The organism is Companilactobacillus crustorum JCM 15951 (assembly GCF_001434585.1).
Taxonomy (GTDB): domain Bacteria; phylum Bacillota; class Bacilli; order Lactobacillales; family Lactobacillaceae; genus Companilactobacillus; species Companilactobacillus crustorum.
Map to the genome: position 1 here is coordinate 1 of NZ_AZDB01000007.1, position 25,824 is coordinate 25,824.

Here is a 25,824-nt window from a genome sequence, read left to right on the forward strand (position 1 = left end):
CATTTACACAAGATTCTTGACGCTACCAAAAATACCAAGACATATAATCTGTTAAAAATCCTATATTTTCTCTGAATTAAAACGTGCTCCACAACTGTCATATTTTTCAATTAACAGTTATAGAGCACGTTATTTTAATCCCTTTAATTACCATTAAGTCAGGATTTATATATTTGATTAATAAAGTTATTTAAAGATATCTTAATTAAGATGTACTGTATCGCCTGCAACGAATTCATTTGTCGCAACTCTATAATAAAGTTTGCCATTAATTACAGCTGAGCGATCTGTTGCCCACATTGCGTCAGATCCCAACGCACGATTAGTGACTTTCTCTCCCTTAGAATTTACTAAGTAAGTTATTTCCTTCTTTGGAGTAGTCGCAATTTTTGAAATACTAACGTATTCATATGCATCTTTTTCGCTTATCCACTCATTTGCAGAAACGCGATAGTACTTGGCTCCATTTTTAATCATAATTCTATTGCAAATCCAGTTAGTTCCACCTTGTAATGTTCTATTTGGAATTTTTTTCGCATCGGATGTATACAAAGGAACTCTTTTTTGCGTGCCAAGTCCATGTAGAGAAATCACTTTATCGACTTCAACTACTGAAGTTGAATTAGAATTATTACCAACATTTGAATTATGTGACGATCCGGAATTTGAATTATTATTTCCTGGTCTACTTGGTTGAGTTGGTTTGCCTCTTCCATCAATATTAGATAAATCAACTAAAATTTCTTTTCCATCTGTTGTTCCAGCCATTGCTTGTTTGACAGCTACTTCTGCTGTATTTCCATTGCCAGCTGGTGTTAATTTAACTTTTGCTAAATCCTTAATTGATTGATGATCCAAACTTAATGTTAACTTCAACATGCCGTTTTTAATGTCTTGGCGTAAAACTTTAACCCCTTTACCAGTTTGAACACTACTGATGCCCCGACCAGCTAAATCAACTTGCATGTCAACTGCACTAAGTTTTCGTTTCTTCAAATTAGTTAATCCAAGTTTAACTGTATTGCCTTGATGAATTAACTGAACCGTTTCAACATCACGCTTCTTTTTAGCTAATTCTGTTTGACTAAGGAAAGCGGATTTATCGAAAACTTCACTCTGAACCATATGAGATGCACGTGGAGCCTGTAAAGCATCCAATACCAAAGCTGTGATGTCAGAATTGCTACCACCTTGCAAGCGGCGACCACTATCAACAGTCTCACCACCTAAAGCCATAAAAATATTGCGATCAGGTTCATCGTTCGGACCATGATTCTTACCTGCACCACCATGATCGGCGTTTGCAATCACTAAAGTATCATGTATATGTCCCGTAGATTCCAACTTATCCATTACTTTTTTGAACAGAGCATCGTATTTACTATATTCATTCCAATAATTATCGTTATACCAGCCCTTACTATGACCCTGTCCATCCATATAATCACTTTGCATGAAAACCATAGATGTATTTTGAAAATCGTCTGTTCCAATGTAGTCCGCTACATCATCAAACGACTTCAATGAAGCGGATTGTTTAGTTTTAACCGCAGCATCAGGTTCCACAATGGCATTGACAATTGGTCCCCATTCGGCAAATGCTGCTGCTTTTTGAGTAGGATTATTTTTTTGCAATACTTTAAAGACAGAAGGATATGCCGGATTTTCTTTTCCAAAATCAGCAAAATATTTTTTTCCCATTGTATCGTTCGTTCCTTGATACTCAGGTGACAAAGTTCCCCATGGTCGACCATGTAACATTGAAATATAATTTTGAGCTGAAATAGCTGGTATTACAGAATGAGCTGTTGTACTCATAGCAAATTGCTTGTTAAACAAGTTCATTGTGTATGTGTTTTTACGTTTTTTCATTATTTCCGGATCTGTTGTCCATACAGGTGTCGATGGTCCAAAGAATCCACCTTTAGCATAATAGATTCCGTGTGGATCCCAGGGGTTACCACCACCATCTGTTGTCAATACAATGACATGTTTATATGGTTTGATTTCGGCTTTGGCCGCTACAGCTGACTTCTTATCTACAGGTGCTAAAGCAATATCCCCAGCACCAACAATACCATCACCGTTATAATCTAAAGGATTCTGTGCTTGAATATTTACGGTTAATGGTGAACCTAGTTGAACCTTATTTTCTTTAGTAATTTGTTCAAAATGAATACTTGCTCGACCTGATATACCCTTTTTTGCACGTAAATTAAGACGTGCTAAACGAGTTTTGGCATAATACAAAAAGTCTGCATTAGATAATTTAGCAGAAGATGTGATTCGCACTCGTCCAGCTTCAATCTCCTTAACTGTTGTTTTGCCGCCTTCTAATGTATGTTCTGAACTAACATAATCAAATTGTTTAGGATTAAAGGTAACATCTAAAGAAAGGGTATCAGGATCTCCAACCTTTAATTGTCTAGCATGCACATTTAAACCATAGATTGCCCCAGCAGCAATTTGCTTAGGACCAACTAATTGTGTACCCACCATTTGATCCACTTTCTCTGGCTCATGATCAGGTTTATGTTGATCTAGGTGTGCAGTTTGACTCAATTGTGCAATTTGAGCTTCATTCAATGTGTGATTATATAATCGAGCTGATTTAATATTCCCCGTCATCTGTGATTGAACATGAGTCCCTGGTTTTGCATCTCCACCCAAAACAAGATCCTTAGTATTTTGAGCAAATTTTAAATTGCCAGGCATATCTACAGACTGAACTAATTTACCATCTAGATACAAACTAGCCGTCCTATTTTTATCAATAACTCCTACGGCATGAACCCATTTACCGGGCTTTAATTCACCAGAAGGTTGTTTGTACCCGCCGCCATCATGAGCATAGAAAACAATCTTATTTTTTTGAACACCTAGTCCAAAGCCACCACTTTCTTGGCTAGAAAAGATTTCATGTTCACTATCAGCATCTGCATATCGATCATACTTAAAATATGCTTCGATTGTTAATCCATTTTTTAATTGACTAAATTGGTCATCTGTAAAAGTAGTATAAAAAGCTGAACTACCATCAAAATTCAGAACGTTTCCGTTCATTTCACCGTCGGTTGTAACTGTTGGTGTTCCTGTTGATTGCCATTGACTCTGATTTTTAAAATCTGTAAGTTTGCCATCTTGTATCCCTAAATCAATAAAGGCTGCTGGTATCTCCTGGAGTGTCTGTGAGTCTGAACCTTTTGATATTTGTGAAGAAGAAGCATCAACAGAAGCTGGCACTTGCGTGGTTGCTTTAGATGCTGGAACTGTAGCAGCAATAGCTGGTGTTGCTGTGGTCATCAGTGTTGCTGAACAAATTAATAAGGTCGTTAAAATACGAGGCTTCATCGAAAAAATCACTCCAAATTTTTTTATTAAATTTAACTAGCATGATGCGTAAATTGTTTTTGTTCACACATATTTTTAATATCTGTGAAATTATTTGAGTATTAATGGTCATTTTGAATCATAAATAGAATCGAAAGTAGTCTATATTTTGATATATTTTTCTAAAGAATTATTTACTATTAAAAGAATCCAATACAGACTTTTTTTACAATCCATATTTGATAAAAGATCCAATATTACCTTTATTTACATTACTCAAAGATACAGTTTAGGAAACAAAAAAAATCATAGTCATATGTCTACTTTTCTTAGATAAGCTATTTTAATCAAACTAATTTGTCATATTATCCTCCTAAATTTTTGAATAAATTCAGTCTATCATTGCGTTATGTGGTATTAAAAATTTAAATTTTAATGAAATATATAAATCACCAAAACAATTTTTCTTTTAAAAGATAAATTAAAAATATACAATTTTTAAATTTGCATATTTTTCAAAAATGAAAGCGTATAACAAAATATACATATCAAATGGACAAATTATCAGTAACATCATTTAGAAAAATAATATTTACAAAATATATGAATAAACAATATTTTGTCGAAGATAGTGACGATAAATAAGTGAAATTTCCATACAAAAAGTGCTCCATAACTGTCAGATTTCTTGTCTAACAATTATGAAGCACTTTAATAACACTAATTTCTTTTTATATTTAAGTATAATCTTCCAACTCGCGCCCACAGCGTTCCAGTCAAATTTCAATTTTTGTAAAAGGCTGAAAATCTAATCATTTTCAGCAGCATCAACAGCTTTAATAACTGCATTTCTAAAGCCATTCTCTTCCAAAGCTGCTACGCCACGAATTGTTGATCCACCTGGAGATGTTACTTCATCTTTTAGGGCTGAAACATTTAATTCTGACTGCTTAGCTAACTTGCTAGCACCGATTGCCATACCAATGGCAGCTTCATAAGCCAATTTTCGATTTAAGCCATGCTTTACTCCGGCATCGCTCAATGCCTCAATAAAGACATCCAAAAATGCTGGTGAACAGCCTGCTACTGTTCCTAAAATCCCTAATTGGTTTTCTGGTACTTCAACTAATTGACCAGTGTATCCCAAAATTGAAATAACTTTCTTTTTATCATCATCAGTAAAGTTATCGGAATAAGTAATACCTGTAAAACCAGCACCAATTTTTACTGGCGTATTAGGGATAGCATGAGCTACTTTTACGTCGCCCAAAACTTGTTTTAAGTGAGTGATTGAAGCACTGCCAGTAAAAGCAACAACCAACTTGCCAGCAACAATTTCCTTCAACTCTTTTAAAACGCTATCCAAAGCCGTAGCACCTACAGCAATAAAAATCACTTCAGCATCTTCTAATTGCTTAACTCTCTTAACTACTTTAAAACCTAACTGTTCGCCCAATAGGATAGTCCGATTTGAATGACCACCCTTAACGACTATGTTATCAGCTTCAAAGCCATTTTTTATCATACCCGTTATAACGGCTCCGCCAATACTTCCTGCACCTATAAATCCAATCATAAAATCTACTCCTTCATAAATGATCAAAAGTTCTATTATATTTAAAGATAATTCCTTAGCTAATTAAATGCAATAAATATCCAATATTCTCTTATTCGTGTATCCTTAAACAACAGGGAGGAATTTAATATGAAAAACTATCGAACTCGCTCAGAGTTAAAGACAGAAATTAAAAATCTACTACGGGGCAATTGGAAGAAGGGCATTCTTCTTTATTTGATTCCGTTAATTGTTTTTTGGTTCAACAGTGGCTACAACAATTCAAAAGTGGAATGGCATTTCGATCCAACTAACTTTGATGCAATGCATTTCACTCGAATTGCTTCATCGTTTGGGATCATCAGCTTTATCTTGAGCTTGGTCTTTTTGATAATAAATTTATCAGCATCATTTAGGGGATTAGACTGGATTGAGGATCCAGAACTTGATTTTGACCCTCTTAAAAGCAACTTTACTTATTTCCGCAGCCCCGATTGGTGGCAATTAATTTTTATTTACGTCATTATTAGTATCTTTACTTTCCTTTGGACATTGTTATTGATCATTCCAGGGATCGTTAAGAGCATTGCTTATTCTCAAACTTATTTCGTATATAAAGATCTAAATGACCGTGGTTTAACTGACGGTTATTCCTTAACAACTTATATCAATAAAAGTCAGCAATTAATGGTCGGTAACAAGTGGCGTTATTTTGTTCTTCAATTAAGTTTCATTGGTTGGTGGATCTTGGGATTCATTACCTTAGGAATTGGTTTTATTTGGATTTATCCTTATTACAAACTAACTATGGCTAATTTTTATCGTGATTTAGTTGAAAAAAATACTGAATATTTAAATTAACTTACATAAAGAATTCCCGTATACAACTATTAAAGTTGCTGTACGGGAATTTTTTATTACTCAAAATCTATCTTATTCAGTAAATTGATAGATTACATCATGCAATAATTTAACGACATCCTCTTTAGCTTTATCGTTATAATAACTTCCAAAACGATCATCATTGATATACAAATCGGCCAATGACCGATGGGCTGCTTTTGTATAATCAGGCCAAGTAAACTCTAGCCATTCTTTATGTTCTTGATATATATTTGATGCCAATTGCTTATCAAATTTGTCAGCATGTTTTAAATCCAATAAATTTTTTATCATTTCAGCTTCAAGCTGATTCATTTTCTTAAAATCACTTTCACTCAAATTAATATACTTTTGGTTGGATTTATCAATAATCTTAGGATCATATTGCGAACGAATTTCCGATCCATATTCATTTTCATTACTAGCTATCTGCTGTTCTTTAAAAGCTTTGAATTTATCTTTATCTGTCATTTTGCCTTCTCCATAATAATTTTTAATAGTTTCATCAATGTTTGTTAAGAGTGAATTTATCGTCGCTTGTTTAGCCAATAAAAGTTGCTGCTGTTCACGTAACGCCGTTATCTCCGAAAAGTTTGGATCATCCATTAGCTGTTTTATTTTCTTGAGTGGGAATCCTAAAGCTCGATAAAACATAATTTGTTGTAATTTATTTACGTTTTTTTCATTATAAATACGGTAATTATTATTATTCTTCTCACTAGGTTTCAACAAGCCAATCTGATCATAATATCTCAAAGTACGTGTACTAATATCAGCCAGTTCGGCTAATTTTTTTATTGTATATTTCATAATTATTGCTCCCAACAAAACTCATTTTAATGATTTACGCTACGTCAAGGTCAAGTAAAACTAACAAAAATTGCCCACTTTTTCCTTTTTTACTGTTAATATAGGGTTTAATAATTATTAGGTGGGTGACTATATTGAATGAATTTACTCAAGTTTTAACTATTGCTGGCTCTGACTCTGATGGTAGTGCCGGTGCTCAAGCTGATTTAAAAACATTTATGGCCTGTGGTGTCTATGGAATGTCCGTTCTCACAGCTGCTGTTGCTGGTAATTCATATGGAATACATGACAGCACTAACATGCCAATTAGTTTTATAAAAAATGAAATCAAAGATATCAAAGATGATTTTAAAGTCTCTGCTTTCAAAACTGGTATGTTGTCAGATTCCGAAATTATTCACACTATTGCCGAAGAGATTAAAGACAAGCCTTTCGGTACATTTGTCCTAGATCCAGTTATTATCACTAAACATGGAGCTATGCTTTTAGAAACTGAAGCTTACCAAACTTTGATTGATGAGTTATTCCCTCTTGCTGATTTAATTACGCCAAACTTTTACGAAGCCAAAAAATTATCAGGTCTAGAATTAGAAAATAAAGAAGAAATTGTTAAGGCTGCGCATAAATTGAGACAATTAGGTCCAAAAAATATTATGATTAAGGGTGAACACAGTAGTGATTCAATTGCTGAAGTTGAAGACTACGTTCTATTAGAAGATGGTCAATCCTTCTGGATCTCTGAACCATATGTCAAAACTGATCATATCAATGGAACTGGCGATACGCTCTCTTCATGTATCGTTGCCGAAATTGCCAAGGGTCACAGTATGGAAGAAGCCATCAAGACTGCTAAAACATTTACTTACAATGCTATTAAAAATGAAATTGCTGTGGGACATAAATATGGTCCAATTAACCATTTTAATAAGTGATGATATACAATAGTATTTGTGAGTAAAATTGGAGGTTTATTTATGGTAAGAATAACAAAAATTTCTGCCGGAATTTTATTGCTTATACTGTCAATTATTTTAATGATCAAAACTGGTTTTGAAGGTTTTATCGCTGCTTTGGTAGGTACTGGAGCAATTGGTGGTGCTGCCGGAATTCTCATGGCAATTACTTATATTATTTCCGCAGCTATTTATATTTTGACTAATCGTACTTACAGTATCGTACCCGATATTGTTGGTTTCGTTATCTTGATATTAGGTGGCCTAATGGGTCTATTTAATGCTAATATGCCTGGTGCTGGCTTCTTAAAAATCTGGGCTTGGGTCGGTATTATTATTGGTGCAATTGATTTAATCATCGTTATTGTGGACATGGTCCTAAATCCTGCTCCAGAAGAAGAGCCTGAAACAAATTACGATAATAATCAATTTGATAACCAGCAGGGTCAATATTATAATCAGCCACAACAGCAACAATTCAATCAACCCAACAATTTTAACCAACAAAACTATGGTTACAATAATCAAAACAATGGCTATGGCTACAATCAGCCAAATAGCAATCAATATCAACAAGGACAATATAATCAACAACCTATGAATCAACCATATCGTCCTAACGCTCCATTAAACCAAATGAACCAACCACAACAACCTATGCCACAAAATCAAAATGGCAATTTTAATAACAACAACCGCTTTAATCAACAGCCTATGAATAATAATCAAATGGTCAATGAATACGGTCAGAATCAATTTCCTAATCAAAATCCTAACAATAATCAAAGACCTATGAATCCTAATCAACCACAAGGCAATTTCCAACCAACTCAGGGTAATAATTCTTATCCTAATCAATATGGAAATCCTGCTAATAACGGTCAGGGGCAATTTAACAATCTCAATCCCAATTACGCTCCTAACAACAATAATGATCAAAACTTTAATAATCCTAATAACCGCCTTAACAATCAGGCAAATCAAAGACAACTAGGTACTCCACAAGCGAATAATTCTATTGGTACTAGAAGTCGTAGTCGTCACTAAAGGATTTTTAGTTAAATAGAGGGCAGTTTTTTTTAAAGTTTTGACTCCGCTTTCTTTTTGTAAATAATCTTTATCAATAATGATGAAATAAACGTTAATTTTAGGTTTATATTTTATATTGTAAAGAAAAATATTATTTGATTATTATAAAATTAATTAAACATTTTATCACACTTTATTAGGTTATTTTATTTAATGCTAATCCAATAGCTAAGGCAATGTAACCGATTTTTTCACAAGTGTAATTTGTTGCTTAATAATTTAATTAATCATATGATAAATTTGTATAGTTTTGGGTTTAAATTATTGTTTTAAGGAGGTTATAACCATGCTTGGTGTTGGTTTAAGTATTGTCTCTTTGGCACGTTTTCAATTTGCTATGACTACTGTTTTTCACTTTTTCTTTGTTCCGTTCTCAATCGGAATGGGATTTCTTGTAGCAATTATGGAAACAATCTACGCTGTCAAAAAAGATAAAGTTTACCTAGATATGGCAAAATTTTGGGGTAAGATCTTTCTATTAAGTTTTGCCGTTGGTATTGTTACTGGTATTATTCAAGAATTCCAATTTGGTATGAATTGGTCTGAATACTCACGTTTTATGGGTGATGTATTCGGTGCTCCATTGGCTATTGAAGCCCTATTAGCATTCTTTATCGAATCGGTCTTCATTGGGATTTGGATGTTCACTTGGGATCGTTTCAAACCAGGGGTTCATGCTTTTATGATCTGGATGACTTCAATCGGTACAATGCTATCTGCCATTTGGATTTTAGCTGCTAATAGTTTTATGCAGCATCCTACAGGTTTTAAGATTAATAACACTACTGGTCGAATTCAATTAACTGATTTCGGTGCTGTAGTTGCTAATCCACAATTGTGGAGAGTTTTCCCTCACGTTATTCTAGCAGCCTTTATGACTGCCGCAGTTGTAATTGCAGGAATGAGTGCTTGGGGACTTTTACGTAAAAAGAAAAATGAAAATCATTTCTTTAAAACGTCTTTGCGCTTTGGTCTTTGGGCAAGTTTGATCTTTGCTATTCTATCTGCTGGTGCAGGTGATCTTCAGACTCAACAAATTATCAAAGATCAACCTATGAAATTCGCTGCTACTGAAGGTATTTACAAGGATACTAAAGATCCTGCTCCTTGGACAATCGTGGAATTGATTGATGCTAAGAACCACAAAGCTAGCGGTCAAATCGAAGTTCCTGGTGTCTTAAGTATCTTGGCCTACCACAGACTAAGTGGTTCAGTTAAGGGTATGGATACTATCAATAAAGAATTACATGCCAAATATGATAAACAATTCGGCAAGAACATGAATTACTATGTTCCACCTAAGACACTCTTCTGGAGTTTCAGGGTCATGACCGGAATTGATGCTTTAATCATGTTAGTATCCTTTGTTGGTCTGATCTTCTCTCGTAAGAAGAAAGATACCATTGAAAATCACAAATGGATGTTGGTTGTTTTAGGCATCTGTATCTGGGTTCCATTTATCGGTAATTCTGCTGGTTGGTTCATTACCGAATTCGGTCGTTATCCATGGATCGTTTATGGACTCTTTACAATTGCTCAAGCTGTTTCTCCAACTTCAACAGTTGCTAACTTATTATTCAGTAATATCATTTACTTTGCACTCTTCTTATTCTTGGGTGGCGTTATGGTTTGGTATAGCAGACAAACTCTTCATCATGGTCCTTACTTTGAAGAAGCTGATTCCAAACAAAACGTTGATCCATTTGCAAAGGAGGCCTTTGGAAAATGACTCTAAGTACATTATGGTTTATCGTAATCGGTCTTCTCTTTTCTATCTTCCTCTTTCTTGAGGGTTTCGACTTTGGTGTTGGAATGTCTACTCGCTTTTTAGCTAAAGATGAGCAAGAAAGAGCTGCTATCATGTCCACTATTGGCCCACACTGGGACGGTAATGAAACATGGCTAGTAACCGCTGGTGGTGCTATGTTTGCTTCATTGCCAATGTGGTATGCATCACTCTTTTCCGGCTACTATATTCTCTTCTTATTAGTATTAGTTGGATTAATTTTACGTGGTGTTTCCTTCGAATTTCACAAACATGCTGAAACAAAAACAGGTAGAAATATGTGGATGTGGACTTTCTTCATTGGTAGTATTCTCCCTCCATTCTTCCTATGTATGATTCTTTTAAGTATGGTTCAAGGTATTCCAATGAACGCTAATGGCGACGCTTTTCCTAAGTTCTTCGACGTTGTTAATCTTCTATCTGTTGTTGGTGGTGTTGCTGGTGTTCTATTATCATTGGTACACGGCCTAAACTTCATCAGATTAAGAATTGAAGGACCACTGCGTGAACGTGCTCGAAAATTAAATCAGATCTTATACCCGATTCTTTTCCTTGGTGAAGTTGTCTTTGCTGTTTTGGTATTCTTGCAAACTGACTTCTTTACTAAGAGATTTGGCTCTTCACTCTTCATTACAGTCCTAATTGTTTTGTTCTCACTATTAGGTTACTATGGAGTCCTAAAGGACAGAGAAGGCTGGAGCTTTGCTGGTAGTGGCTTATCACTAAGTATGGTTATCGTCTTATTGTTCAACGGTCTATTTCCACGTGTTATGATCGCTACTAACCCAGCTCACAGTATTTTGATCAAAAACGCTGCTAATTCCCAATACACCCTAACGATTATGACAATCGTAGCTTGCATTTTAGTTCCAATTGTAGCGATTTACTTCATTTGGTCATATTCTCTATTCACAAAGAGAATAAATCCAAGAGAGAATACGGTGAAATATTAATGATCGATAAGCGTTTATTTCGCTTACCAGGAACAAAAAAACTACTCTTAATGCTTGCAGGATTAACTCTCTTGCAAGCATTTGTTATTTTATTCCAAGGTAAGTACTTAGCAGAAGCACTCGTAAATTCATGGGAACAAAAATCACTGCAAACGATCATCTATCCGATGATTCTATTTGCAATGGCTTTCGTTTTAAGACATCTGTTCAATCTACTTAATACTAAGATTGTTGAACATTACGCCAGCCAAACTTCAGAGGAAATAAGATCCCAGTTACTTGATAAAATTTATAATGCTGGTCCTGAAATGATTTCTGAAGAAGGTACCGGTAATTTAGTTACCTCCTCACTCGATGGAATCGACTTGGTAGAAAATTACTTTAAATTGATTTTTACCAAACTAATGAATATGTCGATTATTCCACCAGTTTTATTAGTTTATATTTATATGCAAAATATCGCTTCAGGAATAACTTTAACAATTATCGTCCCATTAGTTATTCTATTCATGATTATTTTAGGCTTGGCAGCTCAATCAAAAGCTGACGCACAATACCAGCAATATACCATCCTTTCAAACCATTTCTTAGACGCCTTGCGTGGTTTACCTACTTTGAAAATGCTTGGTTTAAGCAAGCGTTATGCTAAAAATATTTATACTGTCAGTGACGAATATCGTCGTCGGACAATGAATACTTTACGTATCGCCATTCTTTCAACCTTTGCGCTCGATTGGTTGACTACTTTAGGAATAGCTATTCTGGCCGTTTTTCTTGGTCTAGGATTGATCAACAACAGCTTTCCTTTATTTCCAGCTTTAGTTACATTGATTTTGGCTCCGGAATACTTCTTGCCATTACGAGACTTTTCAAATGATTATCATGCTACTTTGAATGGTAAAAATGCTTTAAATTCTATTTTCGAAATATTAGAACGTCCTATCACTAAAGATACTGATGCCTTAGATGACTTCACTTGGAATGAAAACTCTACTTTCTCTATTAAAAATCTTCAATTCTCCTATAAGGGTGTTGGGACTAGTGACGTCAGCCTGGATATCGATCAAATCAAATTATCTGGTTACCAAAAAATTGGTGTAATTGGTAAATCCGGTTCTGGAAAAACTACTTTAATTAGAACAATTGGTGGTTTTATCGTCCCTAATCAAAGTGAAATCACAATTAATAATCAGAGCGTGGAAAATTTTAAACAGCTTCATTGGCAAAAGCAATTAACGTTTTTGCCTCAGTCACCTTACTTATTCTCAGGATCAATTGCCGATAATATTGCTTTTTATCGACCAACTGCTCCCTTAGAAGACATTAAAAAAGCCGCTGTTTCTGCTGGATTACAGGACTTTATCGCCACTTTAGATGATGGCTACCAAACTCAAATTGGTGAAGGTGGACGTGGTATTTCTGGAGGTCAGCAACAAAGAATAATGCTTGCCCGTGCCTTTTTAGCCGATGATCGTCGCATTTTGATTTTTGATGAACCAACCGCTCATTTGGATATTGAAACTGAGTATGCTTTAAAAAAGCCTATGGAAAAATTATTTAAAAATCATTTAGTTATTTTTGCAACGCATCGCTTGCATTGGATCAAAGAAATGGACTATGTCATCGTTATGAACAATGGTCAAATTGCTGAGCAAGGTACTCCTCAGGAACTCGCTAATCATAACGGTGCTTACTCGCAATTAATTGCAAATATGAGAGGTGACCAACTATGAATTTCTTCAAGACATTCAAATCTGATACCTGGGTCAAACCTTATATCAAGCAATATAAAGGCTTATTGATTACAGCCTTATTGTTAGGTCTAATGACCTCATTTTGTGCAGCCGCTTTAATGTTTACTTCTGGATACACGATTGATAAAGCTGCTACTCACCCTATCAATATTCTTCTAATCTATATTCCAATTCTTTTAACCCGTGCTTTTGGAATTGGACGTCCTGTTTTCAAATACATTGAACGTCTGATGAGCCACAATTGGGTTCTAAAAGTTACATCTGATTTAAGAACTAGACTTTATAAAAATCTTGAAGGAGACGCCTCATTTTTTACCGAACATCACAAAACCGGCGACATTATGGGACTGCTTTCTGAGGATATTAGCCATCTCCAGAACCTGTACTTAAGAACGGTCTTTCCAGCAGTTATTTCCTATTTGCTAACAATTGTTGCCTCACTCGCATTAGGTGTCTTTAATCCTTCTTTTGGCTTTTTCGTTTTTCTGCTACTATTCGTTGAAGTTTTTCTTGTACCTCTAATTTCAGTCACAATTGAAAGCGCCCGTCGAGCCTATCAAAAGGAAGTTAAGAATGATCTTTATATTCAATTAACTGATAATATCCTTGGCGTAGATGATTGGGTGGTTTCTGGCCGTAAAAAAGATTTCAAAAATCTTACTTCCAAAAACATTAAAAGTTTAGATTCTTCAAAAAATAAATCTAAAGCATTTCGTCGTAATCGTGACTTTGGACTGCAACTAGTTTTTGTAGCAATAGTTGTCTGTTTCCTTATCTTCACTAATCTGACAATGACTCATAATCAGGCACAGGCTAATTTCGTTTCTGCGGTCGTCTTAGCCATTTTCCCCTTATCTGATGCAATTATCCCTGTCAGTCAAGGATTTGAAGAGTGGCCCTTATATAAGGACTCTATCAATCGTTTAAACACTGTTCAGCCAGTTACTAATAATTTACCTAAACAGGTTACTATTAATCCTAAAGATTTTAATTCCATTTCACTTAATAACGTGACTTTCGAATATGATTCGAATTCGCCAATTTTGATCAAGAATTTCTCTCAAAATATTCACAAAGGCGAAAAGTTAGCTTTGCTTGGTCCAAGTGGAATTGGTAAAACAACTATTTTACAATTAATTTTAGGTGACTTATCCCCTCAACAAGGACAAATTCAGGTTAACGATTTTGATATCTCTCAAATTCAAGAAAATCGTGAACAAATTTTTTCTGTATTGAATCAAAAACCTTTCTTATTCAATACCACACTGATGAATAACGTTAGACTAGGCAATGAGCAAAAATCCGACGCTGCTATCAAACAAGCAATTGAGCGTGTTGGTTTGAAAGATCTTATCGAATCATTACCAGATAAATACAACACTATTGTCGGTGAAAATGGTGCCCGTTTCTCAGGTGGCGAACAAGAAAGAATTGCCTTGGCTAGGATCTTGCTTCAAGATGCTCCTGTGGTTCTTTTGGACGAACCTACAGTTGGTCTGGATCCTATTACCGAAAACGAATTATTAGAGACGTTCTTTGATGTCCTTCAAGATAAAACTATTATCTGGGTCACTCATCATTTACAAGGTATCAAGCACGTCGATCATGTCGTTTTTATGAATGACAAGGGCATTGAGATGGAAGGATCACCTCAACAGCTCTATCAAACAAATAGTCATTTCAAAGAACTGTATCAAATGGATCAAGGAATATAGCGTTATAACGTTAAAAGAATATATAGTTTTCGCTTAATTTTTGTTAAAACATACCGCCTTCCACAAAAATCACAATTTTACAGCTGAGCCAATTGTGATTTTTGCTCCAGGCTAGAGTAATGGTAAAATTTCTTATTAACATTTAGACAAGAAAAAAAACTCAAATGACTATTTATATTAAGTCATTTGAGCTTTTTTTATACATTGAAGTTTATACAAAATAATTATTCAGTCTGGAGCGGAGCTAGGATGGTCTCAGCCATTAAATTGTTCTTAGTTGGCGATTTATGCCGGCTTAGAACAAGACTCGCTTTGGAAACAATTTGAACTTTAATTGGTTTCAAACGATGTCCATGGCGTTCCAGACCATTCCTAGCGCAGTGGAAGACGGCAATCCTTCAATGTTAATTATGCCAAACTGCCCCATTAATCATTCCAATAAGACTCTGTGACAAAGTTTTTCTTGATATATCAGTCATTTGCTTTAATATTTCATTTTGTTCTTTACTGAATTGGTATTCTTTATGGATTGCCAATTCTTCTGAAAGAATAACTATCGCAGATAAGGCCTCGGAAATTTCTTTATATTGTTTTGAAACCTTCTCTGGCTTATTAATGGCAGCATACGATGTTTGAATTACTGATTTCAATTTCCCATTGTCTGTGGAATTATTTAGTTGATTCAACAATTGGTTTACTTTAACTACTATATCCGTCTTTTCGTTCTTATTCATTTTTTACCTACTTAATCCGATTAATCAATCTTTTAACAACTGCTAATAGTACTTTTTGGCTCTTATTAACTGGCAATTTTTTAATTTCATTGATAGCGTGCTGCGTATAACCTTGAGCTATATCTTTTGCCTGATTTAAATAGCCATCATCCACTACAATATTAGTAGCTGCATTGATATCCTCGGTGGTTAAATTATCTTGGGATAAGAGAGCTATTAATTTCTCATTTTTAGATTCTAAACCTAAAATATAAGGCAAAGAATAGACGCCATTTTTCAAATCTTCATGTACTGGCTTTCCTATTTGAGCAGAATTGCTAAAATCTAAAATATCATCAATAATTTGAAAAGCCATACCTATGTCATATCCAATTTCTTTACAACGCGTGACAACTTCCTGACTGCCATAGCTTACAGCCGCGCCCATTGTGGCACTCAAACTGAACAATTCAGCTGTCTTGCCTGATATTTCTTTCAGATACATATCAGTCGTAGCATTTACATTAAAGTTGATCAACATTTGATCAAGCTCACCAATTAAAATTCTTTTCATACTTAAAGCATTTCTTAAAATATCAGCATTGGCATCTAAATGTCTTGAAATTAATTCAAAGTATATCGTAAATAAATAATCGCCAGCATATATTGCATTTCTTCGACCATAACGTGTGTGAATTGTTGGTTGAGCCCTGCGCATGGGGGAGTCATCAATTACATCATCATGAATCAATGTTGCCACATGCAATATTTCTAAGGAAGCAGCTAACGGTATTAGATCATCATTTGAGCGCTTTTCATTTCCAAATTCACTGAATAACAAAAAGAAGGCTGGACGCAACATTTTGCCACCTGAAGTTAAATCTATAATCATTGAACTTATGTCCAGATTACTAATATTCACCATTTTATGAATATATTCTGTTGTTAAATCCAATTTCTCCCCGAGTTGAGGATAGCTTTTCCAAATTGAGTTCGCCATAAAATATTTCTTACCCCTGTATTACTTATTCAAAAATAATTCTATAATAGAACCTATCAAATCCAAAGGACTGATTTTTTGAAACCATCTGTATTTTTTGAACTTGTCGAAATAAAAGCTAAAACTGCTAGTGTCTTCCCTTTCTTAATGGGAACTTTGTATTCATATTATCACTGGCACTCTATTAACGCTCTTGATTTGATTCTCTTTTTTATCGCTATGTTTCTTTTCAATATGGCTGTCGATATTAACGACAACTATTGGGATTACAAAAATGCCACCGGAGTCGAAAGTTTTAGACGTGATACTAACGTTATAGGCGTGCATCATTTAAATATTCATTTAATCGGCTGGTTAGACTTTTCCTTTACTGCCATTGCTGCCATTATTGGATTATTCATCGTTTCAAGAACCGGTTGGCCTTTACTCTTCTTAGGGCTATTCTCATTTGCCATAGGTTTTTGTTATGCTGGTGGACCATGGCCAATCAATCGTGGACCTCTAGGTGAATTTTTCTCAGGCTTTACAATGGGCTACGTAATTTATCTAATCGCCATCTATATCAATGTCGTTCATAACCCTACTGTTATTTTAGACTTCAAATTTTATGGAGACGCTCTCCTATCATCATTGTTGACCTTCTTCGCCATCTCTAATCTTCTTTTAGCTAACAATATTGCTGACCAAAAAGAAGATATCAACTTAGGACGAAAAACACTAGTATATTATCTTGGCAAAGCTAACTCTATCTTTATTTTGAAATCGCTCTACGTCTTGGGATACTTAGCCTTGATCTGTTCAGTTATTCTAGGATTATTGCCTAAACTAATGCTACTGACACTGCTAATTACACCAATAGTTTATAAAAATGCCAAAGCCTTCAGTAAGAATCCGATTAAGAAGAAAACTTTCCCACTTATCATCAAGAATCTCTTACTAATCACTTTGACAGAAACTGTAACCTTTATTTTAGGAGTTATCTTTAATTTTTAACTTCTTCAATTAATTTAGCAAATCCATAAGTATCTTGAGCAATCATTAATTCTTCATTGGTTGGAATTGTGTAGGCGGCAATTTTAGAATCGTCTGTAGTGATCTTAATCTCTTTACCACGAACTTGATTGTTCTCATGATTTATCTTCAAGCCCATGAATTCGAGGCCACTTAAAATATCCTCACGAACTTCTGCGGAATTTTCACCGACTCCAGCCGTAAAGGCAATAACGTCAACTCCACCCATTTCAGCAATATATGAGCCAATAAACTTAATAATTCGGTTACGATACATTTCCAAGGCTAATTTAGCTCTTTGATTAGTATCTTCATCTGCCTCAATATCACGCATATCTGCAGAAACACCTGAAATACCAAGCAAACCAGATTTATTATTCAAAATATCAATCATTTCAGAAATGTCTGTAATACCTAGTTTGCGCATCAAGTATGGCAATATGGAAAAATCAATATCGCCACTACGAGAACTCATCATAATACCAGCTAAAGGCGTGAATCCCATTGAGATATCAAAGGCTTTGCCGTTTTTAATAGCACTGATTGAAGCTCCGCTACCTAAATGAAGTACGATAACATTTTTATCTTTAATACCGCCATCAACAATTTTGTCTAAACGTTGAGCAATGTAACGATGGCTTGTACCATGGGCGCCATAACGGCGAACATGGTATTTTTTATAATCTTCTAAGTCAATACTGTAAATATAATTAACTTTTGGCATATCAACAAAAAAAGATGTATCAAAAACTGCAACTTGAATAGCTCTAGGAACCAATTTTTTAAAGACATCGATATAATATGCTTCGATTTTATTGTGTAATGGTGCATATTCAGACAAAGCTTCAATCTTACGTAAATTAGATTCTGTAACGATTTCAGACTTTTTAAAAACTTCTCCACCTGCAACGACACGATGACCAAAAGCAACGATATCTTCGAATTTTTCAATAATTTTCATATCTTTTAAGGCATCTAAAATAGACAAAACGGCAACATCGTTAGATTTAATAGCTTGTTCACGTTCAATTTTTTTATCGTTATACTTTAATTTAAAGACAGCCTTAGGGCTACCCAAGCGATCTATCATACCGGAAGCAATTGTTATTTTCTCAGGCATTTCAAAAAGTTTCCACTTCAATGTTGAACTACCTGCATTTATAGCCATAATCTTCATACAAAAATTCTCCTTTTTTGGTCTAGGTATTCTCCTTAAATAGCTTTACACCAGACTTTACACTAGTATAAAAAAATGCTACTCTTTAGTAACTATTATAAGTCTTTTTATGGGGGAATTCATTCGTGAAATTTTTAGACATACTACGCAAAATTGATGAGAAACCTGAGCAACCATCTACACCCGCTTCGGATTCTCCTATCAAGGACGAAAATCCTAAACAAAACGCTACAGAAACGGCCTCTGATACTCAGGTTGCTGCAGAACCTAAGCAGAAGGAAGAAAACCTACCAGTGTCTGTTCATGATAAGCGCATTAACATTGAAGGGCAAATGAATGACCTTTCACATCAATATGCACAATTAAGAAACGATCTAAAAACTAATCTTTTCACTGAAAAAGATGAATTTGAAGCTAAAAAAGACACTCTTGATAATTATCTCAAGACACTTAAGCGTGATGAAAAAGAATCAAACGACAAATTAGCCGATACAAAAGCTCAAAACGATGATGCTGCTAAAGAGCATCTTGCTAGCGTTAACGCCGATCGTAAGGAACAAGAAGAAAATCTTGCTCAATTGCAATCACAACTTAGCGAATTAAATTCCGAAATCAATACCAAGACAGCTAAACTAGAATCTTTACAAAACGACCTTGCTCATAATGAGCAATCTGAAACTGATATGTCTACATCCATCAAGGAAGAAAAAGACTTACAAAAAATGATGGCTTTGATGGAAGAGCAAAAGAACTCCATCAATACTCTTTATGACGAACGTAAAAATCTTAAGGGCCAAATTAATGATATGCAGGAAGATATCACTAGATTGAATGGTCAAGCTGACGATTTAAATACTAATATTAGTAACGTCAACAAGCAAATTAATGATTTGAAACAAAAAGCTAGCGAGATCGACGACAAGATGAAGAGCGATCATAACTACCGTATTGAAACTATTGCTGGTTTGAAACGTCATATTCAAAGTCTTGGCGAAGAACACACCAAGATCAATGGTGAATTGGAAGAAGTTAACGGCAATATTGAGTACATCAGCAAGTACATCAAGGATGTTTTCCATTCTGCTTACTTAGTTCGTGACGTTTATCTTAATAAAGATAAGCAATACTATATTGCTTCAGATGACTTCGGTTCTGACACTGCGAAGAATGATATTTTTGGCATGATGACTTACCTTGAAACTAAATTACAACAACCTGTAACGCTTGTTTCAACTTTCTATAATAATCATATTCACGAAATTATTGATGCTAAGGCTAAAGCTGAGCATTTACCTATTCCTAATGTAATTAACCTCTTTGATCAATTGCAAACTAGTCCTAACCCTACTGACAAGAAAGTTACTATTCCTGAAAATGACAGTTGGGTCACAAGAACTGACGTTGAATCACAAGACACCTTCATCTATGATCAAAAGCAAACTCTTTTGATGACTGTTGAATACTTTAACAAGATTATTGATCGCATCAATTACTATAAAAACGATCAAATCGTAAAAACTAATATTTATAACGGTGATGGTCAATTATCATCAACTCAAAACTTCAACAAGAACAAAGAACTTTCTGAACAAAACTTTTATAGAACTGATGGTTCAATTGTTTTAACTGTAATCTTTGAAAAGAATCAACCAGTCAGTTATCAACTATTCGACAAAAATGGCTTGCTTGAACATGACTTTAATGAAAAGTCTGAATTGATTACTTGGTGGTTGAAGAGTATCTCTCCAAATACTGACAATGCTGTATTCGTTGGTAACAACTCCGACTTGCTATATCAACTACTTATGAGTGCCAACAGTATCGATAGCGGCGATACAATTCGTCTACTTCAAGATGTTGTTAAGAATATTGATGCTGTCATTGACTTACTTGATAAAAATAATGATATTAAAGACATTTTCGTTCAAACCGAAGATGACTTACATGCTATTGAAAATAAGACCAACCGCGATATTAGTGTTAGTGTTATCAACACTTCCAGCAATGGTACCTTATCTCTTCCAGAATCATTAAAAATCTAGCTTAATTAAAAACGCTCATTCATGAGTGTTTTTTTCTAATTATTTACGAGAGTGAGAAATATGAAAACTATATCTATTATCGTTCCGTGTTTTAACGAAGAAGAAACCATCAATATTTATTATGATGCTATGACCAAGTTAAAAGAAAAAACTAACAAATTTAAGCTCGAATATTGGTTTGTAGATGATGGATCAAAAGACCATACCTATTCAATTTTAAAAGAATTACAAAAGAACCATAGTGATGAAGTACATTTCATTTCCTTTTCACGTAATTTTGGTAAGGAATCAGCATTGTATGCCGGTTTGAACGAAGTCACTGGAGATTATACTGCTGTTATGGATGTTGACTTGCAAGATCCTCCTGAAATGTTACCAGAAATGTTCGATATCCTTGAAGAAGGCGAATATGACTGTGTCGGAACAGCCCGAATGGATCGTGAAGGAGAAAATAAAATCATTTCCTTTTTCTCCAATAGTTTTTACAAATTGATCAATAAAATGTCTCAAACAAAGATTATTCCTGGTGCGAGAGATTATCGCTTAATGACCAAACAAATGGTTGACGCCATCAAATCAATGACTGAATACAATCGCTTTTCAAAGGGAATTTTTAGTTGGGTTGGTTTTAAAACTAAATACTTACCTTATAAAAACCGTGAACGTTCAGCCGGTACTACTTCTTGGAACTTTTGGAAATTATTCAAATATGCCATTACCGGTATCGTTGATTTCTCTGAGGGACCATTAATGTTCGCTACCTGGATGGGAACTATCTTCTCGATTACTTCAATAATCGCTATTATTGGTATAATCATCAGAAAGTTTATCAATCCTCTCAGTAGCGTCAATGGTTGGGCTTCATTGGTCTCAATCATTCTCTTAATTGGTGGAATTCAGTTATTGAGTATCGGAATTCTTGGGGAATATATTGGTAAAATTTTCTTAGAAGTTAAAAAACGTCCAATTTATATTATCAAAGATAAAAAATAACAGCAGAGTTGATTTGCCGGTCTCCGACAAGTCCTCTGCTGTTTTATTTTTATCATATTAACACTATCGATATGATAAACGTTTTACATTACTATATAATTAAAGCGAATAGAGTAAGGGATGGGATTAAAATGAATGTACGAGATCAACAAGCTGAGAATACTAAAAACGCAATCCTAAAAGTTGCAGCTGAAATGTTTCTTTCACAAGGTTACCAAGCTACTTCTACTAGAAAAATCGCTCAAGAATTAAATATTACTCAACCTAATATGTATCACTACTATAAAAACAAAAAAGTCCTCTACATTAAAGCAATTGAATATGCGGTTAGTGGCTTTAGCAATAATCTATTAGAAGAGTATAAGCAAAAAAAGGACCTGCCTTTTGAGGAACTTCTTTTACACATGTCCCAATATATGATCGGTAATTTTCGAATTAATTATTTTGTTATGAGAAATGATATCGAAAATTTTTTTACCGATGAGGAACGCAAAAATCTTAGCAAGAATTGGAATGGAGGCTACTACAAGGTCTTATTTAATGTTTTCCAATCTCACAAAAGCGAACTTCGTTCCGATTTAGCTATTCCCGTTCAAGTAGGAACTTTTTTGACAATGTTACTCCCTTACATTGAGTATAACGATGCCAAAAGGAAGCGCAATATTGCTAATCTTAAAACGGTTATCAATATTTTCATCAATGGCATCAAGAAATAGGAGTATGTAATGGAATTTGTAACTCTCTTAGCTTTAATGCTTTTTTTGACACTCGTTGTCAGTCACATTTTCAATAAACTAAATCTTCCGGCTGTAGTTGGACAATTAATTTTAGGTGTAATCCTGGGTAAAGGTATCTTAAATATCGTTCACTCTGATTCAAAGGTAGAACTTTTCGCTGATATTGGCGTTATCTTATTAATGTTTCTTGCCGGCCTAGAGAGCAATTTAGCACTCTTGCGTAAACATTTATTGCCTAGTATTAACGTTGCTATCTTTGGCGTTATTCTTCCTGTTTTTCTGACTCTCGGAACAGCTTTGATTTTTGGAATCACTCCCAAAGAGAGTATTTTTATGTCAGTTGTTTTCGCAGCTACTTCTGTTTCAATCTCAGTCGAAGTACTCAAGGGACTGAATTACCTATCTAGCACTGCTGGAACTGTCATTTTAGGAGCTGCCGTTGCCGATGACATCATGGCTATCTCTATTTTGAGTGTCATGTCCGGTACTCTTACAGGAAACTTTTCGTTTCAAAAAATTCTATTATTATTAGGGCTTTGGATATTTTTTGGTATTTTAGTTGTCGTCTTTCACAAGTGGGTCATCCCTGAATTAATGAAACTTTCTGAATATCTTGAAGCAACGCATGCTCCAACTATTTTTGCCTTGGTAATTTGTTTTATCATGGCCTATATTGCTGAAAAGGTCCAATTAGATTCGGTTTTGGGTGCTTTTGTCGCCGGAATCGCTGTTTCTAATTCGAAAGATTATGATTCTAAAATCAGTCGGAATATTGAACTAATTGGATATTCTATCTTCATCCCTATTTTCTTTATTAGTATTGGCCTTAACTTAGAGTTCAATAACTTTCTTCGTGATTTTTGGCTGATTGCACTCTTTACCATTACCGGTATTGTCGGAAAATTATTTGGTGCTGGCTTTGGAGCTAGAATTTCAGGTTTTAATTTCAAAGATTCTTACGTTATTGGTTCCGGAATGATTTCCCGCGGCGAAATGGCACTTATTGTGGCTCAAGTTGGCTACAGCGTTCATTTACTCTCCGAAGAATACTACTCTACTGTTATTATCAGCATTATTTTAATTACGATTATTGCCCCATTTTTTCTAAAACACTCAATTAATAAAAATCCTTTGTAGCATATGGTTTCCTCTAATTACCTCTACGATATATAATGGTAACGTAAACATTTAATTCCGGTACAAAAGGAGAAGGTTAATTATGGCACATATATTAGTATTAGGCGCTGGCTATGGTGGCTTGAAAGCTGCACGTGATTTAGCCAAAAGTACTCCAGCGGGGACTCAAATTGATTTAATCGATAAAAATGAAAGACATGTTGAAAAAACAGCTTTGCATACTATTGCAGCTGGAACAAACAGAGCTGAATCTGTTAGCTTTGATGTCCGTTCTGTTCTACCTTCAAATGTTAACTTTATTAAGGCCACTGTTTCTAAACTTGACCTTGATAATAAGACAGTTGAATTCTCCGATCATGATGACATTACTTATGATTATATTGTTGTTTCACTAGGCTTCCGTTCCGAAGACTTTGGACTTGAAGGTGCCAGCGAAAATGCTTTGATCCTTCAAGACCTAGAAACAGCCCAAAATATTTATAAAAAGATAAATGAAAATATTGCTAATTATAAAAAATCTCAAGATCCAGCTGACTTATCAATTGTCGTCTGTGGTGCTGGTTTCACAGGAGTTGAAATTTTAGGTGAGTTAGTAGACACTGTGAAAATTCTTAAAGCCAAATACGAAGTACCTGAAATTAAAGTTACTTGTCTAGAAATGGCAACAAGAATTCTTCCAATGTTCGATGAGAATTTGGCTAGCTATGCAGTTGATTATTTAGATAAAAACGGCATCAAGCTTCTTACAGGTGCCAAGATTACACGTATTGATCCTAAAGCCGTTGTTTATATGGACGGCGACACAGAAAAGAGTGTTGCTGGTAGCACAATTATCTGGACTGTCGGTGTAAGTGGCTCAGATGTTATCAAGGATTCTGGTATCGATGCTAGAAGAAATCGTGTTATGACAACTGAATTTCTTAACTTAGAAGATCATCCTGAAGCCTACTTTATTGGTGACGACTCAGCTGTCATTCCTAAGGGCGAGAAACGTCCATATCCAACAACTGGACAATTAGCAACATCTGAAGGAACTGGTGCTGCTTATAACATTGCTGCTGCTTTGAACGGTAAAGATTTGAAACCATTTGTCTACCATTCAATGGGTACGGTAGCTTCATTAGGACAAAATCACGGTATTGCCGAAATTACTGAAAAGAATTACAAGTTCAAGGGTATTTTTGCTTCACTACTCAAACACTTGTCTGCTGATCGTGGAATTATGGAAATTGCGGGTATTAAAACTGCAATTAAAAAGGGAACAATTTAATCTAAATATTAAATATATGGTACACAATTCCCCAACAAAAAAACCAGTGTGGTAACTGTTACCGCACTGGTTTTTTGATTTAAAAATATCTCAATAATATACTTAACTATATAAACAAGGGGTGTTTGACTATGGCAATTAAAAAAAATCAGATTTGTATAATTTGTGGCAATCGTTTTACAATCATGGAAGGATTATTTCTACGTGACTTAAGCGATACTCTCAAAGAGCAAGTTTTAAAAACTAACAGTTATGCCAAGGAATCTTCGTTTATTTGTCTAAAAGATATGCAAAAATTACGGATCGAAAATATGCAAACTATGATTGATCAGGACCTACGTATCGACCAGGAAATGAGCGATAAACTAAAAAAAGAATTAGAAAAAGATACTTATGTCATCACTAACATCAATGACACAGTTTACGCTAAAAGAACTACAGGTCAACGATTAGCTGATGCCGTGGCTAAATTCGGTGGAAGCTGGGGATTTATCATATCTTTTACTCTTTTACCATTATTCTTATTGTATGGATGACAATCAATATCGTGCACTTCTTAGGCATTAATTTCGATCCTTATCCATTTATACTCTTGAACCTATTTTTGAGCTGTGTCGCCGCTATACAAGCACCTATCATTATGATGAGTCAAAACCGTCAAGCTGAACGTGATCGTGTCGATTCAGAAAATGACTATAAAACTAATATGAAATCGGAAATGGAAATTCGCATTCTACATCAAAAAATTGATCAATTGAATGAAGTTCAATGGCCTCATATTTTGGACATTCAAAAAATGCAAATTGAAGTTTTAAGTGAAATCGAGAATGAAATTCAATCATTAAAATCTGAAAATGAGCCTAAAAGAGATCGCAATACCAGACACCCCAGCAGAATAAAAAAACCTGACTAATAGT

General features: G+C 34.7%; 21 protein-coding genes. 15 read left to right on the forward strand and 6 right to left on the reverse strand.

Translation table 11 applies throughout. The annotated features are described in order from the left end of the window. Positions 1–201: 201 nt before the first annotated feature. Positions 202–3,351, reverse strand: a complete 3,150-nt coding sequence (locus FD26_RS03195; protein WP_082596221.1) for a LamG-like jellyroll fold domain-containing protein — start codon at positions 3,349–3,351, stop codon at positions 202–204. 787 nt (positions 3,352–4,138) lie between these two features. Continuing rightward, complete coding sequence (gene proC, locus FD26_RS03200) at positions 4,139–4,906, reverse strand: pyrroline-5-carboxylate reductase (RefSeq protein ID WP_057866999.1); 768 nt, start codon at positions 4,904–4,906, stop codon at positions 4,139–4,141. Between the two features lie 129 nt (positions 4,907–5,035). Between proC and FD26_RS03205 the strand changes: the two genes are divergently transcribed. Continuing rightward, the gene (locus FD26_RS03205) at positions 5,036–5,746 is read left to right on the forward strand and encodes a DUF975 family protein (RefSeq protein WP_057867000.1); all 711 of its coding nucleotides are present in this window, start codon (positions 5,036–5,038) and stop codon (positions 5,744–5,746) included. Between the two features lie 72 nt (positions 5,747–5,818). Here the strand turns inward: FD26_RS03205 and FD26_RS03210 are convergent, their stop codons facing one another. Further along, positions 5,819–6,577: a MerR family transcriptional regulator gene (locus FD26_RS03210; RefSeq protein ID WP_057867001.1), complete on the reverse strand. Its 759-nt coding sequence runs from the start codon at positions 6,575–6,577 to the stop codon at positions 5,819–5,821. 131 nt (positions 6,578–6,708) lie between these two features. On the opposite strand from FD26_RS03210, the gene thiD reads away from it, so the two are divergent. The 6 genes from thiD to cydC all read left to right on the forward strand — a co-directional run bounded on the left by thiD (position 6,709) and on the right by cydC (position 14,827). Continuing rightward, the gene (gene thiD / locus FD26_RS03215) at positions 6,709–7,509 is read left to right on the forward strand and encodes a bifunctional hydroxymethylpyrimidine kinase/phosphomethylpyrimidine kinase (protein ID WP_057867058.1); all 801 of its coding nucleotides are present in this window, start codon (positions 6,709–6,711) and stop codon (positions 7,507–7,509) included. A gap of 42 nt (positions 7,510–7,551) precedes the next feature. Further along, complete coding sequence (locus FD26_RS03220) at positions 7,552–8,577, forward strand: hypothetical protein (RefSeq protein WP_057867002.1); 1,026 nt, start codon at positions 7,552–7,554, stop codon at positions 8,575–8,577. 328 nt (positions 8,578–8,905) lie between these two features. Continuing rightward, on the forward strand, positions 8,906–10,348 hold the full coding sequence (locus FD26_RS03225) for a cytochrome ubiquinol oxidase subunit I (RefSeq protein WP_057867003.1): 1,443 nt from the start codon (positions 8,906–8,908) through the stop codon (positions 10,346–10,348). Further along, positions 10,345–11,358 carry a cytochrome d ubiquinol oxidase subunit II gene (cydB, locus tag FD26_RS03230; RefSeq protein WP_057867004.1) on the forward strand — a complete coding sequence of 338 codons (1,014 nt, stop codon included), beginning with the start codon at positions 10,345–10,347 and terminating at the stop codon, positions 11,356–11,358. Before FD26_RS03225 ends, cydB begins: the two co-directional genes overlap by 4 nt. Further along, entirely contained in the window at positions 11,358–13,091 is a 1,734-nt protein-coding gene (gene cydD, locus FD26_RS03235; RefSeq protein WP_057867005.1) for a thiol reductant ABC exporter subunit CydD, read from the forward strand. Before cydB ends, cydD begins: the two co-directional genes overlap by 1 nt. Further along, a complete protein-coding gene (gene cydC, locus FD26_RS03240) occupies positions 13,088–14,827 on the forward strand; it encodes a thiol reductant ABC exporter subunit CydC (RefSeq protein ID WP_057867006.1) in 1,740 nt (579 codons plus the stop codon). The genes cydD and cydC overlap by 4 nt, the downstream gene beginning before the upstream one ends. 404 nt (positions 14,828–15,231) lie before the next feature. Here cydC and FD26_RS03245 read toward each other — a convergent pair whose 3' ends face one another. Beyond that, positions 15,232–15,561 (reverse strand): hypothetical protein, encoded by a 330-nt coding sequence (locus FD26_RS03245; RefSeq protein WP_057867007.1) that lies wholly within the window; start codon positions 15,559–15,561, stop codon positions 15,232–15,234. Positions 15,562–15,568: 7 nt separating this feature from the next. Then, positions 15,569–16,432, reverse strand: a complete 864-nt coding sequence (locus tag FD26_RS03250; RefSeq protein WP_232230827.1) for a polyprenyl synthetase family protein — start codon at positions 16,430–16,432, stop codon at positions 15,569–15,571. Positions 16,433–16,618: 186 nt separating this feature from the next. On the opposite strand from FD26_RS03250, the gene FD26_RS03255 reads away from it, so the two are divergent. Beyond that, entirely contained in the window at positions 16,619–17,533 is a 915-nt protein-coding gene (locus FD26_RS03255; RefSeq protein ID WP_057867009.1) for a 1,4-dihydroxy-2-naphthoate polyprenyltransferase, read from the forward strand. Here FD26_RS03255 and FD26_RS03260 read toward each other — a convergent pair. Continuing rightward, complete coding sequence (locus FD26_RS03260) at positions 17,523–18,728, reverse strand: acetate/propionate family kinase (protein WP_057867010.1); 1,206 nt, start codon at positions 18,726–18,728, stop codon at positions 17,523–17,525. The two genes, FD26_RS03255 and FD26_RS03260, sit on opposite strands and share 11 nt — an antisense overlap. Before the next feature lie 125 nt (positions 18,729–18,853). Between FD26_RS03260 and FD26_RS03265 the strand changes: the two genes are divergently transcribed. The 7 genes from FD26_RS03265 (at position 18,854) to FD26_RS11255 (ending at position 25,820) form a co-directional block, all read left to right on the forward strand. Continuing rightward, entirely contained in the window at positions 18,854–20,770 is a 1,917-nt protein-coding gene (locus FD26_RS03265) for a coiled-coil domain-containing protein (RefSeq protein WP_057867011.1), read from the forward strand. 60 nt (positions 20,771–20,830) lie between these two features. After that, entirely contained in the window at positions 20,831–21,763 is a 933-nt protein-coding gene (locus tag FD26_RS03270; protein ID WP_057867012.1) for a glycosyltransferase family 2 protein, read from the forward strand. A 131-nt stretch (positions 21,764–21,894) separates the two neighbouring features. Continuing rightward, positions 21,895–22,479 carry a TetR/AcrR family transcriptional regulator gene (locus FD26_RS03275; protein ID WP_057867013.1) on the forward strand — a complete coding sequence of 195 codons (585 nt, stop codon included), beginning with the start codon at positions 21,895–21,897 and terminating at the stop codon, positions 22,477–22,479. 9 nt (positions 22,480–22,488) lie between these two features. Beyond that, the gene (locus FD26_RS03280; RefSeq protein ID WP_057867014.1) at positions 22,489–23,637 is read left to right on the forward strand and encodes a cation:proton antiporter; all 1,149 of its coding nucleotides are present in this window, start codon (positions 22,489–22,491) and stop codon (positions 23,635–23,637) included. A gap of 82 nt (positions 23,638–23,719) precedes the next feature. Further along, positions 23,720–24,907, forward strand: coding sequence for an NAD(P)/FAD-dependent oxidoreductase (locus FD26_RS03285; protein ID WP_057867015.1), 1,188 nt, complete (start codon positions 23,720–23,722; stop codon positions 24,905–24,907). Positions 24,908–25,038: 131 nt separating this feature from the next. Further along, positions 25,039–25,443 carry a DUF1003 domain-containing protein gene (locus FD26_RS11250; protein WP_235525282.1) on the forward strand — a complete coding sequence of 135 codons (405 nt, stop codon included), beginning with the start codon at positions 25,039–25,041 and terminating at the stop codon, positions 25,441–25,443. Next, on the forward strand, positions 25,440–25,820 hold the full coding sequence (locus FD26_RS11255; RefSeq protein ID WP_235525281.1) for a DUF1003 domain-containing protein: 381 nt from the start codon (positions 25,440–25,442) through the stop codon (positions 25,818–25,820). Before FD26_RS11250 ends, FD26_RS11255 begins: the two co-directional genes overlap by 4 nt. Positions 25,821–25,824 lie beyond the last annotated feature (4 nt).

What these genes read in the sequence shown, in the direction of transcription:
- FD26_RS03280 (WP_057867014.1), top strand. Translation starts at nt 22,489, where the DNA reads ATGGAATTTGTAACTCTCTTAGCTTTAATGCTTTTTTTGACACTCGTT.
- FD26_RS11255 (WP_235525281.1), top strand. Translation starts at nt 25,440, where the DNA reads ATGACAATCAATATCGTGCACTTCTTAGGCATTAATTTCGATCCTTAT.
- FD26_RS03195 (WP_082596221.1), bottom strand. Translation starts at nt 3,351, where the DNA reads ATGAAGCCTCGTATTTTAACGACCTTATTAATTTGTTCAGCAACACTG.
- cydB (WP_057867004.1), top strand. Translation starts at nt 10,345, where the DNA reads ATGACTCTAAGTACATTATGGTTTATCGTAATCGGTCTTCTCTTTTCT.
- FD26_RS03260 (WP_057867010.1), bottom strand. Translation starts at nt 18,728, where the DNA reads ATGAAGATTATGGCTATAAATGCAGGTAGTTCAACATTGAAGTGGAAA.
- FD26_RS03270 (WP_057867012.1), top strand. Translation starts at nt 20,831, where the DNA reads ATGAAAACTATATCTATTATCGTTCCGTGTTTTAACGAAGAAGAAACC.
- FD26_RS03225 (WP_057867003.1), top strand. Translation starts at nt 8,906, where the DNA reads ATGCTTGGTGTTGGTTTAAGTATTGTCTCTTTGGCACGTTTTCAATTT.
- FD26_RS11250 (WP_235525282.1), top strand. Translation starts at nt 25,039, where the DNA reads ATGGCAATTAAAAAAAATCAGATTTGTATAATTTGTGGCAATCGTTTT.
- FD26_RS03220 (WP_057867002.1), top strand. Translation starts at nt 7,552, where the DNA reads ATGGTAAGAATAACAAAAATTTCTGCCGGAATTTTATTGCTTATACTG.
- cydC (WP_057867006.1), top strand. Translation starts at nt 13,088, where the DNA reads ATGAATTTCTTCAAGACATTCAAATCTGATACCTGGGTCAAACCTTAT.
- FD26_RS03245 (WP_057867007.1), bottom strand. Translation starts at nt 15,561, where the DNA reads ATGAATAAGAACGAAAAGACGGATATAGTAGTTAAAGTAAACCAATTG.
- cydD (WP_057867005.1), top strand. Translation starts at nt 11,358, where the DNA reads ATGATCGATAAGCGTTTATTTCGCTTACCAGGAACAAAAAAACTACTC.
- FD26_RS03210 (WP_057867001.1), bottom strand. Translation starts at nt 6,577, where the DNA reads ATGAAATATACAATAAAAAAATTAGCCGAACTGGCTGATATTAGTACA.
- FD26_RS03250 (WP_232230827.1), bottom strand. Translation starts at nt 16,432, where the DNA reads ATGATTATAGATTTAACTTCAGGTGGCAAAATGTTGCGTCCAGCCTTC.
- FD26_RS03275 (WP_057867013.1), top strand. Translation starts at nt 21,895, where the DNA reads ATGAATGTACGAGATCAACAAGCTGAGAATACTAAAAACGCAATCCTA.
- FD26_RS03285 (WP_057867015.1), top strand. Translation starts at nt 23,720, where the DNA reads ATGGCACATATATTAGTATTAGGCGCTGGCTATGGTGGCTTGAAAGCT.
- proC (WP_057866999.1), bottom strand. Translation starts at nt 4,906, where the DNA reads ATGATTGGATTTATAGGTGCAGGAAGTATTGGCGGAGCCGTTATAACG.
- FD26_RS03205 (WP_057867000.1), top strand. Translation starts at nt 5,036, where the DNA reads ATGAAAAACTATCGAACTCGCTCAGAGTTAAAGACAGAAATTAAAAAT.